The sequence below is a fragment of the Polyangium jinanense genome (genome assembly GCF_028435265.1).
Taxonomy (GTDB): Bacteria; Myxococcota_A; Polyangia; order Polyangiales; family Polyangiaceae; genus Polyangium; species Polyangium jinanense.
Genome location: NZ_JAGTJK010000022.1, coordinates 88070 through 105209, shown reverse-complemented (window position 1 = coordinate 105209; position 17140 = coordinate 88070). Strand labels below are relative to the sequence as shown.

Genomic DNA, 17140 nt, shown 5'->3' with positions numbered 1-17140 from the left:
AACTCGACCATGGGGATGGGGGAGGGGCCAGGCCGAGGCGATGGTCGGGACCATGGGCTCGGGCAAGCGGGTAGGCCGAGGTGATGGTCGGGAGCATGGGCTTGGGGTAGGCGGTAGGCCGAGGCGATGATCGGGACCATGGGGATCGGGTCGCGGGTAGCCCGAGCGGATGGTCGGGACCATGGGCTTGGGCAAGCGGATAGGCCGAGGGCATGGTCAGTGAACGGCTCTCCGCGCGACGGCTGACTCGAGCTGCGAGCACGCCATCGGTCGCTTGTCATGATGCAGTTTCCTGCCGGCGATCTCGACGAGCCGTTCCTGTGTCGGCGGCCGGGTCAGGTACCGGCACAGTCTCTCCACACGGTGGCGATCGCGGCCATCGATCACAACGCGCCCGCTCACGCTCGAGTGCGGCTCACCAGACGTCGCAGCGCTGCTTGGGGTTCAGGGCCTTGCCCTCGGCGCATGAGAAGGCGCGGGCGAACTCGGGCATGTTCGTGACAGACCCGTTTACCCGAAATTTTGCCAGCGAATGCGGGTCGGTCTGCAAGAGCGTGCGCGCCCGCTCTTCACGCCACTTCGTGCACTGAGACTGGCCGAACGACAGAAAAAACTGTTGGTCTTCGTCGAACCCGTCGGCCCGAATGCGCTCTTCTGCGCTCTTTCGCAGGGCGCGATACGCGCGAAAGGCGAGCTTGAGGCCACCGATGTCGGCGATGTTCTCGCCGAGGGTCAGCTTGCCGTTGATCTTCACGCCGGGCAGGGGCTCGTAGGCCGAATACTGGTCGACGACGCATTGCGCCCTGGCCTCGAAGCGCCTGCGCGTTTCAGGCTCCCACCACGACGCGAGGTTGCCCTTGCCGTCGTACCGCGAGCCCTCGTCGTCGAAGCCGTGGATGAGTTCGTGGCCGATGGTCTCGCCGGTCGCGCCCATGTTGACGGCCAGGCCAGAGCGGGCCGAGAAAAAGGGCGGCTGCAAAATGCCTGCCGGGAAGGCCATTTGGTTGAGCTGCGGGTCGTAGTAGGCGTTCACCGTGGGCGGGCTCATTTGCCAGTCCTCGCGGTCGACGGGCTTGCCCACCTTGGTAAGTTGGCGCTTCACCTCGAAGGCCTTGCCGGCGAGCACGTTGGCCGCGTGCACCTTCTTGTCGAGAGAGAAATCATAGACGCGCCACGTGTTCGGGTAGCCGATGAGGTAGGCCATCTGCTGGCGCTTTTCGCGGGCGTGCTCTTTGGTTTTTTCGTCCATCCAGTCGAGCTCGCCGAAGCGCTCGTCGAAGGCCTCGCTGATGGCGGCGATCATCTGCCGGACGACATCGCGGCTCTCGCCGGCGAAGTGGCGGGCGACGAAGAACCGGCCGAGCGACTCGCCGAGCGCGGCGTCGGTGGCGGTCACGCAGCGCCTCCAGCGGTCTCGCTGCTTCTGCTGGCCGCTCAAAAACCGCCACATGGTGAACGATTCGTCGTCGAACCTCTTTGGTAGCGCGTCGGCGGTGGCGTTCAGAACATGCCACTCGAGGTAGGCCTGCCACGCCGCCGGCTTGGTCGACGCGAGCAGGTGCTCGAGGCCCTGCAGAAAGCCCGGGGCGGTGACGTTGAAGTCGTGCAGGCCTTCGAAGCCCAGGCCCTTGAAGTAGGCGCTCCAGCCCCAGGTGGGCGCGAGGCGCGCGAGCCCTGCGCGGTCGACCTTGTTGTACATGCCGGACGGGTCGCGCCGCTCGACGCGCGTCTTCGAGGCGCGGGCGAGCGCGGTCTCGATTGCCATCACGTCGTCGGCGGCCTTCTTTGCATCGGCGGGCTTCTTGCCGGCAAGCTGCATCATGCGACCGACGTGGTCGAGATAGTGCGTTCGAATCTCTTTCGACCGCGCGTCGTCGTTCAGGTAGTCGTCGCGGTCGGGCAACCCGAGGCCGCCTTGGTCGAGGCGGGCGATGACGCGCGTCGCGTCCTTCGCGTCTTGCTCGCTGCCGATGACGAAGATCGAAAAGATACCGTGTCGGTGCAGCTCGGCGACGGCGGCGACGAGCGAAGGCAGGTCACGCACCGCGCGCACTTTCTTTACAAGGGGGTCGATGCCCTTGGTGCCGGCGGCCTCGAGCGCCGCTTCGTCGACGCACGTGCCGTAGAAGGTGCCGACGGCCTGGAGCGCCGGGTCGCCGGTCGACTGCGACGAAGCGCTTTCGAGAATGCTTCTGAGTGCGTTCTGGTTTCGTTCGACGATCTCGATATTGCGACCCACGCGGGTGCGGTCGGCGGGTATCTCGTTCTTGGCAAGCCAGCCGCCGCAGGCGTATTGATAGAAGTCTTGGCAAGGGTCGGCGGTGCGATCGAGCGCGGTCGGGTCGAGGCCGACGTCGCCGAGCGTGACGTGCTTTTCAGGGGGGGCTGGCGCCGTCACCGGGGTGGGGCTCGGGCGGGGCGACGCGGGGGTGGCCACCGCGGGGCGGCTGGCGTCACAGGCGGCCGTCGCTGCCGCGAGAACGGTCAGTACGAAATATCTCAACCCTATCATGTTTGTAGATTGTAGGGCAAAAACCAGAGCTGTAACCATAATTTTGTTCTCGCCGTCGATGCTGCCTCTCGGCCGAAATCTTGTACGTCTTCGCCGTAGGCCGTCGTGACGGATCGGGGGGCGCGCGGCACGCGGGCCGGCCGGCGGGCCGCCAGCGACAAGCGCTCGGGGGGGCGGAAGCGCCGGGGAGGCGCACGCGAGCCGACGGCGCGCCCCGCCGAAGTTTATTGACGTCGTTTACGCGCCCGTCACCGGCGGCGGGCTGTGCACGCCGTCAAAGAGGACGCGACCCGGCCCTGGGCAGACGACCCCGAGAGCCGGGTGTCGGCGCTGGTGTGTGGGCGGGGGCGGCGTCGCTCGACCCGCACGCAGGAGGACGCCGCGATGGACACCTACACCGCCCCCGTCACGCGCCCCCATCATTCTCCGGTTCGTCGGGTAGCTCGACAACCCGCAGCGGCGCTTGCTCTCGCGGAGCGGTGGCCTTCCGATGCTCGCGCTCCGAAAGCTCGACGAGCGCATCCACATCCGGCCACCACGCGTCCTGCTCATGGCTCGGCGACGCCCCCTTCGCCTGGAATGCGCCGGCGACCTTCTCGCAGCGTTCGCCGAAGATCCGCAGAAGGAAGGCCGCACGTAACGAAATGCGCCCGGCCGTCGACAGGGCGATGGCGTGTCGCTCGCGGACGTCATAGGGCTCGTCCTTGTAGACCTCGGCCATGACCTCCTGCGCTTCATGCTGCGCCGCGGCCTTGATCAGGAAGAGGGCGCCCATGCTGATGGAATCGCCGCCGATTTCGAGCGGGTTCCGCCTGTCTTGATAGTCCTCCGACGAGGCGGGCGCATCGTCTTCCGAAGCAGGCTCCTCGCGGCTCTCTTCTGGAGCTGCAATCGCGGCGACGGCGACTTCGTCCCGGGGCTCCGCGGCGGCGGGGGCGGAGCGACCGAACAGGACGACCATGAACAACGTGAAGAGCCCCGGCGACGCGCCGTGCGCCTCGATGTACCATTGGTGATCCGCGCGCATCTTGTCGCGCGCGAGGAGCAGGAAGGCAGCTCCGGTTACGAGGACCGTGACGGCAAATCCGACAATGAGCGATAACGACGCACCCATAAACACCCCACCAGCATGAAACAGAATTGCACGAACCGGACGGCCTCCGTGTAGTTCCACGGGCCGATCTGGGCGTACACCACGGCGGGCAAGGTGATCTCACCCGCCAGAAAAGCAAAACCGATCACCCGCGCCGGTGTCCGCTCGACCCCGCCGCGCTTGGCGAGGTACACGGACAGCCCCACGTAGAGCGCAATGGCGACCTGAATGACAGAATAAAGGAGCCGGAGCCGTTCTCCACGAATCAGGGGATACCCGCCGCAGACGAGGGCAACGAGCGCGAGCCATACGCCGACATGGATGCGGTGGCGAGAGACGCCGCGAAGGGCATCTGCGCAGGCGGGAACGGAGACGAACCAGGCGAGCCAAGCCGCGTGCTCGACTCGCCAGGCCCAGAGAGGCGCTCCGCCCTGGTAGGGCATCGGAGCGTCACCCTGTACGACGTGCGCAATGTCGACGACCGCGCTCCCTACGGTGCCCAAGGCCGCGAGCCAGACCAGCGGCCGAAACTCGCGATCACCTCGGGCCCGCGAAAGCGCCGCCAGTAGCGCGAGGAGGCGCACGACATAGACGGCGACGTGCGGACCGGTCACAGAAGGTCGGCGTAGGCGACGCCGCGATCATCCACCCGGAGGGCGAGGCCGGTCGCGGCACCCGCGCGAAGGGCCTCGACGGCCTTCGCCGAGATCGGCACGGCAAGAGCGCCCTCGGGCACGACAGACGGGAGGGCCCACACACAGGAGCCATCCTTGGCTTGCATCAGGACGAGGGGCCGCGCACCACGCTCGTCCATGAGCATCACGAGTTGCAACTCGCGGCCCTTCAGTTGCGCAACGATCACGCGTTCGACGAGGCCGAGGAGAATCGCGGGGTTGAATTCAAAACCCCAGTTCGGCGGGCTATTCATAGAGGCGAGAGGGTACACCTCCTCGCTGTGGCCGGTCAAGACGAACCCCGATGGGCCGCGAGGGCAAGCAGGCGGTTCGTCCGGGGAGTGCGCGGAGCATGCGCCCGTCGATCCGACGGAACCCTGAGCCCACCGTGATGATCGGGACCAGGGGGATCGGGTCGCGGGTCGGCCCCCTTGTCCGTCTCGGGATCCTCCGGCAGCTCGACGACCCGCAGCGGCGGCGGCTCTCGCCGAGCGGTAGCCTTCCGATGCTCACGCCACTATTTCGACGACGCCGATTTTGCAACCAAACATGTCTTCAGGTGCCCCTGGTAGTCGCCGCTCATGTCACATTCGGCCTTCGCTTTTACGCAACACTGATAACAATCAGGCCGCGAATCCCGCCTCCTGCACCCTTCATTGCAAACGTCATCATACTCGGAACACGTCGGCTCGGTGTAGCCTTCGGAGTTCCATCTGTGGCCTATCGGCTGCACCCCGATGACGCCTACAACGAAAAGCCCCAGCAAAGCTATCACTGCAACTGCAAGCAACGCGTATCGTCGCATTGCCCAATCCTCCGTACAGCTAAGCTAGGCGTAGACGGCGACGTGCGGGCCCGTCACGGAAGGTCGGCAAATGCAAGGCCGCGGTCATCCACGCGGAGCGCGAGCTCGGACGTGGCTCCCGCGCGAAGCGCCTCGACCGCCTTGGCCGAGATGGGGACCGCAAAAGCGCCCTCGGGCACGACCGCCGGAAGGGCCCAGACGCAGGCGCCGTCTTTGGTCTGCATGAGGACGAGGGGCCGCACGCCGCGCTCGTCCGTGAGCATCACGAGCCGGAATTCACGGCCGTTCACTTGCGCGAGAATGGAGCGTTCGACGAGGCCGAGGAGGATCGCGGGGTTGAACTCATAACCCCAATCGGGAGGGCTGTGCATAGGGGAACGAGATTACCTCTCCTCGCTGTGGCCGGTCAAGACGAACCCCGATGGGCCGCGAGGGCAAGCAGGCGGTTCGTCCGGGGAGTGCGCGGAGCATGCGCCCGTCGATCCGACGGAACCCAGAGCCCACCGTGATGATCGGGACCAGGGGGATCGGGTCGCGGGTCAGCCCCCTTGTCCGTCTCGGGGTCCTCCGGCAGCTCGACGACCCGCAACGGCGGCGGCTCTCGCCGAGCGGTCGCCTCCCGATGCTCACACCACTATTTCGACGACGCCGATTTGGCAACCAAACATGTCTTCAGGTGCCCCTGGTAGTCGCCGCTCATATCACATTCGGCCTTCCCTTTTACGCAACACCCATGACAATCAGGCCCCGAGTCCCGCCTCCTGCACCCTTCATTGCAAACGTCGTCATACTCGGAACACGTCGGCTCGGTGTAGCCTTCAGAGTTCCGGGCATCCGCCGAATCCACCGCTCGCATGCTCATACGCAAGCCCGGACGATTTCGACAGGAATAGAAGGCGCTCGCCACCTTCCGGGTGATCGAGAAACGCAAAAGCTGATCGAAAAACGCCAAAAACACGTGGCAGCGCAAGATCCGGCTCTACCCTCGGCGACGGCTCTGGCAAGCGCCCGTGCGCTTCGGCTATGATGCGTCCGCCGATGACACACTCTTCTTCTGTTTCCATGGGTGATGCTCGGGGCGAGGGGGTGCGCGCCCGGCTTCACCGCTAGCAGGGGGAAGCCAGGAAACGAGAGTGTGGGGGCAGCCGCGCCACGGCCTGAGCTTCTATCCCCACGTGGCGCAGACGAAGAAATAAGGAGAAACGATCCCATGATCAACACCACGTTGGACTTTCCCATCTTGCTCGTCGATGCCGACTTCCACTCGGAGCGAGCCGCAGGCGTATTCATGCGCAGACTGGCCCAAGAGCTGGAACGCCTCGGCTTCAGGGTATTGAACCTGGCGACCTTCGCCGACGCCGCGACGGTAGCCGGAGGCTTCAACGCCTTCTCGTGCATCTTGCTCTCCGCGGAAGGCTCCGAGGAGACGCCCGATCTCGAACCACAAATGAAGGCGTTCCTCGACGCCGCGCACAGAAAGAGCGACGACATCCCGATCTTCTACATCGGCGAACGGAGGACCGTCGAGGCGGTGCACCTGGATTTTCTGACCCGGGCCAAGGGCGTCATCTACCTCTTCGAGGACACCGCGGAGTTCATCGCGCGACAGATCGCCCGCACCGCGCAGGAGTACCTCGACAATCTGCTGCCTCCTTTCTTCAAGGCAATGGTCCGGCACGCCGAGCAGTCCGCGTACTCCTGGCACACGCCAGGGCACGCGGGCGGCGTGGCCTTCATCAAGAGCCCGGTGGGTCGAGCGTTCCATCAGTTCTACGGTGAAAACGCGTTCCGCACGGATCTGTCGATCTCGGTGCCGGAGCTGGGATCGCTCCTCGATCACACGGGTCCGATCGCGGATGCCGAGGCGGAGGCCGCGCGCAACTTCGGGGCGGACCACACCCTCTTCGTCATCAACGGGAACTCCACCGCGAACAAGATCGTGTGGCACGGGATGGTCGGCCGTGACGATATCGTCCTGGTGGATCGCAACTGCCACAAGTCGATCCTGCACAGCATCGTCATGACCGGGGCGATCCCCGTCTATTTCGTACCGTCACGCAACAAGCACGGCATCATCGGACCGATCGGACTGGATCAGTTCTCGCCGAGCGCGATCGCGGAGAAGATCGCCGCAAACCCCCTGGCCCGCAATCACGGAAAGAAGGCCCGGCTGGCCGTGGTGACGAACTCCACCTACGACGGCATCTGCTACAACGCAGATGCCATCAAGGAGCGCGTCGGAGGTGCGGTGGACGCGCTGCACTTCGACGAGGCATGGTACGCCTATGCCGCGTTCCACAAGTTCTATGACGGTCATTACGGCATGGCCAAAGGCTCCCCCCGGGCCGAGCATCCGATCGTGTTCGCGACCCAGTCCACCCACAAGCTCCTCGCCGCCTTCTCCCAGGCTGCGATGGTCCATGTGAAGAACAGTCAGAAGCAGTCGCTCGACCTGCATCGTTTCAACGATGCCTTCCTGATGCATACCTCCACCTCGCCCAACTACCCCATCTTGGCTTCCATCGATGTGGCATCGCGCATGATGGCCGGGCGCGGCGGGCACGCCCTGCTGCAGGAGACCATCGAGGAGGCCCTCACGTTCCGGCGGCTGCTGCGGGACATGCGCAACGAATTCAATTCCCGCGACTGGTGGTTCTCGACCTGGCAGCCGGATCAGGTCCCGCTCAGCATGGATCGGCTCAGGGCGGAGGACTGGCAGCTACGCCCGGACGACCGCTGGCACGGGTTTGCCAATCTCCGACCCGGGCAGGCCATCCTCGACCCGATCAAGGTCACCCTGATCTGTCCCGGTCTCGACGCCGGGAAGGGAGAGGTGGGGATTCCGGCGGCCGTGGTCTCCAAGTACCTGTGGGAACGCGGGCTGACTGTGGAGAAGACCGGAATTTACTCCTTGCTGGTGCTCTTTTCCATCGGGATCACCAAGGGAAAGTGGAGCACGCTGCTCACCGAGCTCATCCAGTTCAAGCGCCTCTACGACGCCAATGCGCCGCTGGAGGTCTCGCTCCGGAGCGTCGCGTCACGTTATGCCGGGCGCAAGCTGGGGCTCCGCGATCTCTGCACGGAGATCCACGAGAGCTACCAGGCCAACAACCTCTTGCAAGCCATCCAGAAGATGTATCTCACCCTCCCCGAGCCGGCGATGCGCCCCGCCGACGCCTACCAGGCCATGGTGCACGGCCAGGTGGAGCGCGTCGACATCGAGGAGGCGATCGGTCGCGTCGCGGCGAGCATGGTGGCTCCCACGCCCCCGGGCATCCCCGTGATCATGCCGGGAGAGCGCCTCATGCCCGAGAGCCGCTCCATCATCGACTACCTACGGTTCACCCGCGAGTTCGACCTGCAGTTCCCTGGGTTCGAGAGCGAGATCCATGGGGTGCGTATCGAGGGCAGCGGCTCGAAAAGACGATACACGATCGATTGCGTCAAAGAGTAGCAGCCTCGATTCGATCGTCGCATCCGGGTGGTGGGGCGGGGCTGAAGGAAAACCCCCCGCCTACGCCTCCGCCAGGATGCCCTGCCGGAGCACATCGAGCAGACATGCCGCCTCGGCAGGCGCCGGCAAACCTGCCGCGCGCGCCACCTCGGGCGCCGGGGCGCGCGTCGTCGACGCCGCGAGGCGCGAAAACGCGTCGGCCTGCGCCCGCTGGATGTGCGCCCGCTCCTCCGGCCCGAGCTGTTCCATTGCCCAGACGTGGACCTTCCACGACAGGGCCGCGTGCCGCGCCTCGTCGGCCGCGATGTCCCGCATTGCCGCCGCGAGCTCGGCGTCCGCCGCGCGCCGCGCCTGATGGGCCCCCACGAGCGCCCCGAACGTCTCGCGCACGCAGCCCTCCACCGCATTCTCCAGGGCGAGCGCAAAGAGCGCGCGGAGCGGCAGCTCCTCCACGCACGGCGGCACCGGCGTGCCGCCGCGCGCCCGCCCGAGGGCCGAGACCACCTCCGCGTGCCGGACCTCGTCGTTGGCCGCTCTCCGCGCCTCTTGCACGAGCGACACCGGCGCGCCGAGGGCGGAGAGCTCCGTCGCGAGCCGCTCGAAGGCGATCACGCTCGCCGCCTCCAGGTGCGCGGCGCGCGCGAGGAAATCCCCGAGCGGAGACCGCCCCTCGTCCGCGGGCGCGCTCGTGAGCCCGGCCGGGACCCGCCCGATGCACGCCGATTCCCGACTGATTTCCTCGGTGCGGACCGTCTGGGTCTCGCCGCTTCGCCAGATACGGAACGTGAATCGTGTGGTGATGATCGGCGCGCAGTCCCTCGTGATCTTCGTGGCCGTCACGAGGAAGCCGTCCTGCGTCGCGCGCACGGTGGTGCGCTCGGCATTGTCGCACGTGAGGTCGTATCCCATCGACTCCACGAGCAGCAGCGCCTCGTCGGGCGTGTCGATCGGGCCGAGGAGCGAAAGGATCTCCGGGACACCGACCCAGCGTCGCACCTCGTTGCCTGCCGTGGTCACGACCGACGTCTCGTTGCAGAGCTGCAAGCAGCTCGTCGGCCGGAAGGGCTCCGGGTGCATGCGGATCTTCTGGTGGCATTCGCGGGTCGTGGCCGTCGCGCAGGCGGTGCCCACCTCGCTGACGACGTCGAAGGTGGAGAGCGTCCAGCGCTCCGGGCCCTCCTCCGAGGCCTGGATGCCGTGGCTCGTGCGGATGGCGAGGTAATCGAAGCGCCGTGCGGGCGAGAGGCCGCGTGCCGAGATGGGCAGCTCTGCGCCGGGCGCGCAAGGCACCCCGCTAACCACCTGCGCGCTTTCCGTCTCATCGACGGCGTCCGTATCCCGAGGCTCCGCGAGCGCCTGCGTCGGCTCGGTCGTGCAGCCCTGGGCGAGGAGCCCGGTCAGGAGGGCGGCGCGCTGGGCGCGCTCGAAGATGCGCCCGAGCCATGACTCCACGGATTCACCGGGATCCGGGTTGCATTCACGCAGGAATCGATGGGCCATGAGGATCTCCCGAGCCCGCGCGTACACACGGCGAACGGCTCGACCGACTCCATGGCAACACGCATGCCGCGGGCATGCTCGTTCGTGGTTTTCTTTCTGTGATTTCCAGTCTGCTTCCTGCTTCCCCCTTCACGAAGCCGCTTCCTTCGTGCGACCTTCGCGCGCCCCATGCCCGACTACGACATCGCCATCGTCGGCGGCGGATGGACCGGCGTCCACGCGGCCTACCGTATTGCGCTGACCGATCCCGGCGCGCGTATCCTCCTCCTCGAAGCCTCCGATCGCCTCGGCGGCCGCGCCCGATCCATCGAGATCGCCCCGGGGCGCGCCCTCGACTTCGGCGCGCATTACTTCGGCATCAAGCAGCGCCGCATCCACGCCCTCGCGCGGCGCATCGCGCCCGGGCTCGTCTACGAGCATCCGCCGCTTTATGGCCTCGACCCCGGCTTTCGCACGTTCGTCGAGGGTTCGTGGCGCATCACCACGAAGAGCACGAGCTTCCTCGAGATCCAGGGGCTTTCCCGCAAGATCCCGCCCTCCGACATGCTGGCGATGTTCGGCTCACTCGCGCGGTATCACGCCCTGGAAGACGTCATCGACGTGCGCGCGCCGTGGAATACGCCGGGGGCCGCGGAGCTCGACGCGCAATCGGCGCAGAGCTTCATCGACGCCCAGGATGGGCCCGCCTGGATTCGCGAGATGTGGGGGCTCGGTGTCCTCGACATCCTCTCCGTGCACGCGAAGGACATTTCTCTCTTGTATTGGCTCTGGTACAACCGAGCGAACGGCGGGTTTCTCCTCACGGCCAACGATTTCACGGGCGGCCCGCAGGAGTTCTCGGTGCTCTGCGGCCTGGGAGGCCTGCTCGAACATCATTCGAAGGAGATCCAGGCCGAGATCCGGCTCGAAACGCCCGTCGTCGCCATCGACCACAGCCATCCCGATCACGTCGAGCTTGCCCTCGCCGATGGGAACACCGTGTCGGCCGAGTGCGCGATCGTGGCCGTCACGCCGGCCATCGCGGGCCGCATTCGCTACGAGCCCGAGCTTTCGCCGACACGAAAACGGCTCCACGCGCAGAAGACCGGGCACGCGTCGAAGGCCATTGCCGTCTACCGCCACGCCTTCTGGCGCGACGATCCCGCCGCGCCGCTGATGGGCATGACCGCCGGCCCAGGCGCCGAGGGCATCGAATGGGGGCTCGACACGACGCAGCCAGGCGGGTCGCCTTCGCTCTCGGTCTTCGTCTCGGATCGCCTGCTCGATCGCGCCGGCCCTTCCCCCGACGCGCGCCGCGCCGCCGTCGCCGAGGCCCTCGTCGAGCTCACCGGCGATCCCCGCGCAAAAGATCCGATTCGGCTCGAGGTCTACGATTGGCGAGACCATCCGTACGTCGGAGGCGGCCCAAATACATCCTTCGCGCCGGGTGTCCTCTCGCAGGTCGGCGAGGCCTTCGGCAAGCCCGAATTCCCGCATCGACGCCTCTTCTTCGCCGCGGCCGAATACAGCACGTCGTTCCCCGGCTACGTCGAGGGCGCGCTCGCGAGCGCGGCGCACGTCGCGGCCCAGATCGCCTGGCGCAGGGCCGGCATGCCCGGCGATCTCCCCGCGCTCCCGCCCGGCCCCGAGCCCCACGAAAAACGCGCAGCCGTGCTCGACGAAGGCGGCGACCTGCTGCTGTCCGGTCACCGATTTTTACGCCGTTTTGGGCTCTGAGCCAGCGTTCGGAGTTGGTCTCATCTGGAGGCCGTTGCGCCGGGGCGCTGCCCCGGGCCCCGCGGGGGCTGTTCGCCCCTCGACCCGAACCAGGGCAAGCCCTGGACCTCAGGGGGAAGAACTGCGCGATGCGCAGTTCTTCCCACAGGCCGGTGGCAAGACCATGGAGGTCGGGTTCACGCTGTCGACGCCAGCGCCGCTCTTTCGGTTGGCAGGGTCGCTCGCCGGTCTTGACTCGGCCTGTTCGATGAACTGCGCGATGCGCAGTTCATCGACCCCGGGTCCAGCGCTTGCGCTGGTCCAGGTCCAGGGGCGGACAGCCCCGGGGTTTGGGGCGTAGCTCGGCTTGCCGAGCGTAGCCCCATCGTTAACCAGACGGGTCCGGGGTGAAACCCCGGCGCTACGCCGCGGGACCGCGCGCTCACGCCTTCGCGGCCCGCGATTCTCTGCCGGACGAGTGTCTCCTGGCTTGCGAGGGCGAGCTCTGGCCCCTCCACCTTTGCGAGCCCCTCGCGGAGACCCGCCGTGGCGAGATCCGCGAGGGCGGTTTGATAGGCTGCGAGTGTCCATGGGCCGAAGAGCGTGCTTGCGCCCTCGTAATGCTGCGCCTCGTACTCTTCCCGCGTCGTCACGTAGCCGGCGTATCCATTCGCATACGGCGCGATGACGATGCGCGAGACTCCTGCGAATGCAAGCGCTTCGGCCACGGTACGGCGGATTCGCTCGCCGGCCACCGTCGTCGGCTCGCAGGGCAGGGCCACGAGCACGAGCGAGCCGATCCGCGCGATCTGCAGGGGCAAGACCTCGGGCACCCACGGAAGTGATCCCATTTCGCCCGCGCGATCCGCGGCCTCCACGAAGGCCACCGTCGGCACGCGCGGCGCGACCAGCGGGAAACCTGCCCGCGTGGGCACGAGCCCGAGGAACTGGCCCTCCACGCCTCGGCCGACTTCCAGGAATGGGAGCTTGGGATCGACCTCCCGCCCGAGCATGCGTCCGAACTCCGCCCGCGCCCGCGTGAACGCTCGGAGAATGCTTTCGACCGGTCGCGCCGGGCCCGGACCCTCCGCGGTCCCGGCCGTCGCCCCGAGCCCGAGCACCGCTTTTCGTGTCCTCTGCCCGACGAATCCGTCCGCATGCTCCGGCGAGACCGCCGCGTCCGCGAAATCGATCCGCCGCACATGCCCGCCGATCGGCCCTTCGAGCGCCGCCTCGCCCCGCGCCGCCTCGAAGGCCTGTCGCGCATATCGCACTTGAATGACCGCATTCTGCGCCGCGCTCTCGAGGTCATCCTCGCTCGTCCCGCGAAGCACGCCGCGCTCCTCGTCGACGTGGCCGTTCGGGCTCACGTCGCCGGCCGCTTCCTGCGCGAAGATCGCCACGAATCCCGGCGCGAACGCCCGATCCCGCCGCGCCTGCGCCTCGAACCGGAGCGCCGCGAGCCCCTTGTTGTCGCCGTGCAGGATGCGCGCGTCCGCGTGCACGCTCGTCCCGTGCACGCCGAACCAGTTCAAGATGCCGAGCGTTCGCCCCTCGGTATCGTCGGCCCGCAGCGTCACCGACAATCGACGCGTCCCGAGCTCCGTTCGCGCGCCGTCGACCCGCCCCACGTCGCGGTTCCGGTTGTACGCCTCGATCGACCGATTGAACGCGACGGGCTCGTCGTACGGCACATGCGCCTCGCCGACGCGCAACGTCGCGGGCCGGCGCGCGTCGTCGGCGCCGAGAATGGCTTCGACGAACCCTCGGACGATCGTCTCGAACACGGTCGGGCAAAACCCGAGGCTCGACCCATTGTACGTGACGTGATGGGAAAAACCGCCCGGCCCGCTGTGGGTATGCGTCGCCGTGAGCACGACGTCGTGCGGACCGAGCCCCCGCGAAGGCATCGCGGCGAGCCGCTCGATCACCGCATTCCATACGGCCGTGCTGACGAAGCAGAGATCGGCGCAAGCGTAGGCCAGCGTGCCCGCGGGGCCACGCACCACCATGGCGCGCACGTAAAGGCGCGTGCCGATTCCCTCGATGAAATTCGTCTCCTGGCCCCAGCCGAGCGCACAAGTCCCGGGCTCCCAGGTCGTGATGTCCGCGCGCGCGAAACCCACCTCGAGCATGATCTCGACTCTCCTCACGTTTTCGACGCGCAGCCCCCACGCCGGGGCCTCGCGCTTCGCGCACCGCCCATTGCACGGGCCGTACCAGTGCGCGGCAAGGACGTTTTCCCGCGGGATTCCCTGGCCGCGCCGCGCGCCCGCGCCCCGGGTGCAGGCCCGCGCCCGCACCGTCCTGCAGGCCCGCGCCTGCGCCTGCTTTCGCTTTCACCTCCGCTTTCGCCTGCTACCATCGCCCCCGCCCATGACCACGACCGACACCCTCCTTCAGCAAGCCAGCGAGGGCGACCTCCGCGCCCAGGGCCTCGCCGCCGCCCGTGATCTCTGCGCCTTCCTCGATCATTCCCCGAGCCCCTACCACGCCGCCGAAGAGGCCGCGCGCCGGCTCTCCGCGCATGGGTTCTCCGCGCTCTCCGAGCACGATGCCTGGCAGCTCCAGCCCGGCGATCGCCGCTATTTCCTTCGCGCCGGTACGATCGTCGCCTTCGTTGTCGGCGACGAGCACCCCGCGCTCGCGGGCTTCCGCCTCCTCGGCGCCCACACCGACTCGCCGAACCTCCGCGTCAAACCAAACGCCGACCTCGCGCGCTCCGGCTACCAGGAGCTCGGCGTCGAGGTCTACGGCGGCGTGCTCCTCTCGACCTGGCTCGATCGCGACCTCTCCATCGCGGGCCGCGTCTTCTGCCAGCGCAAAGGCGAGCGGCCCGCAGCGCGCCTCATCGACCTCGGCCGCGCCGTGGCCCGCGTGCCGAACCTCGCGATCCACCTCAATCGCTCGGTCAACAAGGAAGGGCTCGTCCTGAACGAGCAGAAGCACCTGGTCCCGGTCGTCGGCCTCGGCGCCGCGCCCGACGTGCGCACCCTCGTGGCCCGCGAGCTCGACGAGCGGCCCGACGCCATCCTGGGCTACGATCTCTGCCTCTACGACACGGCCAAGGCCACGATCGCCGGCCTCGCGCAGGAGTTCGTCCTGGCCGCGCGCCTCGACAACCTGGCGAGCTGTCACGCGTCGACGGCCGCGCTCGCCGCCGAGTCCGGTCGCGCCCCCTCGACCCGCATGATCGTGCTCTACGACCACGAGGAATGCGGCAGCCGCAGCGCCGCGGGCGCCGCAGGCACGGTCCTCAAGGACACGATCGCGCGGATCCTCGAGGCCTATCCGCACCGCGAGCCGCAAGGCTTGCAGCGGGCGCTCGCGCGCTCGTTCCTGGTCAGCGCGGACATGTCGCACGCGCTCCACCCGAATTACGCCGACCAGCACGAGCCGCAGCACCAGCCCATGCTGAACAAGGGCCTCGTCATCAAATCGAACGTCAATCAGTCCTACGCGACGGACGGCGGCACCGCGGCGGTGTTCGAGGAGATCTGCCGCGACGTCGGCTATCCGGCGCAGAAGTTCGTGATCCGCACGGACTTGCCCTGCGGCAGCACGATCGGTCCCATCACGGCCGCGGCGCTCGGCATCCCCACGGTCGACGTCGGCGCCCCGATGCTCAGCATGCATTCGTGCCGCGAGATGTGCGGGACCCTCGACGTGCACTGGGCCGTCGAGACGTACCGGCGGTTTTTGCGGGGGTGACCCTCCCGCGACGAACCCATCTCGCGCTGCTCGGACCTTCCTGCTAGAGTTCCTCCCAAGGAGCACCCGCATGCCGCCCGAACTGCAACGGCTCGCCGACGAGATCCTCTCCTTGCCGGTCCCTTCCCGGACCGTGCTGGTTCGTTGCATCCTGGAGAGCCTGAGCCAGTCGGAGAGCGAAGCGCTCGAGCAGATGTGGGCGAAGGTAGCGGAGGAGCGTTGCCGTCAGATTGACGCCGGCGAGGTGGAACTCCTCGACGGGGCCGACGTGCTTCGCGAGCTTCGCGCGCGTCCTCGGTGAAGCGGTTTTTCTTCCACCCCGCGGCCCGCAAGGAGCTGCGGGGGGCCGTGGCGTTCTACGAGGGTCGAGCCGAGGGCCTGGGCGAGGAGTTCCTCGACGAGGTCGAGGCGGCCCTCCGGCGCATCTGCGAGATGCCTACGGCCTGGCCCAAGCTCTCCGAGCGCGTGCGACGCTCTCAGACGCGACGGTTCCCCTACGGAATCCTTTACCGCGAGGTCCGGGACCGGATCGAGATCATCGCGGTGATGCACCTGCACCGTCACCCGGACACCTGGAAGAGCCGCTGAGGGGGCGCACCCACCCCCCGCAGGACCCGGACTTCCCGGAGCCTCGTGGCCCGGTGAGGGCCAGCCCGCATTTTCAACGCCCTGGACGGTCGAAAATGCGCTAGAGAGTGTCGAACTTTCGACACACGTGGGCTGAGCTTCCCGGCGGGTGACTTTCCATGCTTCGTTACCGAGCCGACATTCGGACGTTGTGCTTCGTGGCGATCTACTTCGCGCTCGTGGCCGTGCAGTGGGTGACTGCGCCGAGCGCGCTCTGGATCGCGATTCCGCTCGTCGCCGTGACGTGCGTGTTCTCGTTCCTTGGCGCCGTGGCGACGCACAACACCGTGCATTGCCCCGTGTTCAAGCAGCGCTGGGCGAACCGGGCCTTTCAGGTCGTGCTCACCTTGACCTACGGCCACCCCGTCAGCGCCTTCGTTCCTGGCCACAACCTGAGCCATCACAAGCACACGCAGACGCGGCGTGACGTGATGCGCACGACGAAGGTGCGTTATCGCTCGAACCTCCTGAACGGCCTGCTCTTCATGCCGACCGTGGGCAAGGACGTCTTCTTCGCCGACATGCGGTACTTCAAGGCGATGTACCGCCAGAACCCGCCCTGGTTCCGGCAGATGATCCTCGAGGCGACGGTCTTCCTCGGCACGATGGGGGTCCTCCTCGTGCTCGATTGGAAGAAATTCCTGCTGTACGTGCTCCTGCCCCACCAGTATGCGGCCTGGGGCATCATCACGATCAATTACCTCCAGCACGACGGCTGCGATCAGAACAGCGAATACAACCATTCGCGGAACTTCCTCGGCAAGTTCGTCAATTTCCTGGCCTACAACAACGGCTACCACACGATCCACCACATGGAGCCGGGCCTGCACTGGAGCCTCCTGCCCGCGGAGCACGCGAAGCGCGTCGCGCCGTTCATCCATCCGGAGCTCGATCAGCCTTCGATGCTCGTGTATCTCTTCCGCACCTTCGTCTGGCCCGCCAAGCGCCGCATGTACGATGGAAAGCCCGTCGAGATCCCCGCCGAGGGCCCCGACGAGGAGTGGATTCCGCCGCCCCGCGAGGTCCGGCACGACCTGGGCGCGATCGCCATGTAGCGTTCCGAGCCCGC

At 67.2% G+C, this 17140-nt stretch carries 14 protein-coding genes; 6 read left to right on the top strand and 8 right to left on the bottom strand.

Features of this window, described 5'->3' with window-relative positions; translation table 11 throughout:
• Positions 1-415: 415 nt before the first annotated feature.
• From KEG38_RS31705 to KEG38_RS31680, 6 genes are all read right to left on the bottom strand, one after another.
• Positions 416-2512 (bottom strand): M13 family metallopeptidase, encoded by a 2097-nt coding sequence (locus KEG38_RS31705; protein WP_272423676.1) that lies wholly within the window; start codon positions 2510-2512, stop codon positions 416-418.
• A gap of 406 nt (positions 2513-2918) precedes the next feature.
• The gene (locus KEG38_RS31700; protein ID WP_272423675.1) at positions 2919-3626 is read right to left on the bottom strand and encodes a hypothetical protein; all 708 of its coding nucleotides are present in this window, start codon (positions 3624-3626) and stop codon (positions 2919-2921) included.
• Entirely contained in the window at positions 3575-4219 is a 645-nt protein-coding gene (locus KEG38_RS31695; RefSeq protein ID WP_272423674.1) for a hypothetical protein, read from the bottom strand. The genes KEG38_RS31700 and KEG38_RS31695 overlap by 52 nt, the downstream gene beginning before the upstream one ends.
• The gene (locus KEG38_RS31690; protein ID WP_272423673.1) at positions 4216-4533 is read right to left on the bottom strand and encodes a hypothetical protein; all 318 of its coding nucleotides are present in this window, start codon (positions 4531-4533) and stop codon (positions 4216-4218) included. The genes KEG38_RS31695 and KEG38_RS31690 overlap by 4 nt, the downstream gene beginning before the upstream one ends.
• A gap of 604 nt (positions 4534-5137) precedes the next feature.
• Entirely contained in the window at positions 5138-5455 is a 318-nt protein-coding gene (locus KEG38_RS31685) for a hypothetical protein (protein ID WP_272423672.1), read from the bottom strand.
• 447 nt (positions 5456-5902) lie between these two features.
• Positions 5903-6148, bottom strand: a complete 246-nt coding sequence (locus KEG38_RS31680; RefSeq protein ID WP_272423671.1) for a hypothetical protein — start codon at positions 6146-6148, stop codon at positions 5903-5905.
• 146 nt (positions 6149-6294) lie between these two features.
• On the opposite strand from KEG38_RS31680, the gene KEG38_RS31675 reads away from it, so the two are divergent.
• A complete protein-coding gene (locus KEG38_RS31675; protein WP_272423670.1) occupies positions 6295-8538 on the top strand; it encodes an Orn/Lys/Arg family decarboxylase in 2244 nt (747 codons plus the stop codon).
• Positions 8539-8598: 60 nt separating this feature from the next.
• Here KEG38_RS31675 and KEG38_RS31670 read toward each other — a convergent pair whose 3' ends face one another.
• Positions 8599-10038 (bottom strand): ferritin-like domain-containing protein, encoded by a 1440-nt coding sequence (locus tag KEG38_RS31670; protein WP_272423669.1) that lies wholly within the window; start codon positions 10036-10038, stop codon positions 8599-8601.
• A gap of 168 nt (positions 10039-10206) precedes the next feature.
• On the opposite strand from KEG38_RS31670, the gene KEG38_RS31665 reads away from it, so the two are divergent.
• Positions 10207-11754 carry a flavin monoamine oxidase family protein gene (locus tag KEG38_RS31665; protein WP_272423668.1) on the top strand — a complete coding sequence of 516 codons (1548 nt, stop codon included), beginning with the start codon at positions 10207-10209 and terminating at the stop codon, positions 11752-11754.
• Positions 11755-11930: 176 nt separating this feature from the next.
• Here KEG38_RS31665 and KEG38_RS31660 read toward each other — a convergent pair whose 3' ends face one another.
• Positions 11931-13868: a neutral/alkaline non-lysosomal ceramidase N-terminal domain-containing protein gene (locus KEG38_RS31660; protein WP_272423667.1), complete on the bottom strand. Its 1938-nt coding sequence runs from the start codon at positions 13866-13868 to the stop codon at positions 11931-11933.
• A 241-nt stretch (positions 13869-14109) separates the two neighbouring features.
• Between KEG38_RS31660 and KEG38_RS31655 the strand changes: the two genes are divergently transcribed.
• From KEG38_RS31655 to KEG38_RS31640, 4 genes are all read left to right on the top strand, one after another.
• Positions 14110-15444 carry a M18 family aminopeptidase gene (locus tag KEG38_RS31655; protein ID WP_272423666.1) on the top strand — a complete coding sequence of 445 codons (1335 nt, stop codon included), beginning with the start codon at positions 14110-14112 and terminating at the stop codon, positions 15442-15444.
• Positions 15445-15514: 70 nt separating this feature from the next.
• Complete coding sequence (locus tag KEG38_RS31650; RefSeq protein ID WP_272423665.1) at positions 15515-15745, top strand: addiction module protein; 231 nt, start codon at positions 15515-15517, stop codon at positions 15743-15745.
• Positions 15742-16032: a type II toxin-antitoxin system RelE/ParE family toxin gene (locus tag KEG38_RS31645; RefSeq protein ID WP_272423664.1), complete on the top strand. Its 291-nt coding sequence runs from the start codon at positions 15742-15744 to the stop codon at positions 16030-16032. Before KEG38_RS31650 ends, KEG38_RS31645 begins: the two co-directional genes overlap by 4 nt.
• Positions 16033-16190: 158 nt before the next feature.
• Positions 16191-17126 carry a fatty acid desaturase family protein gene (locus KEG38_RS31640; RefSeq protein ID WP_272423663.1) on the top strand — a complete coding sequence of 312 codons (936 nt, stop codon included), beginning with the start codon at positions 16191-16193 and terminating at the stop codon, positions 17124-17126.
• The last annotated feature ends 14 nt before the right edge of the window (positions 17127-17140 follow it).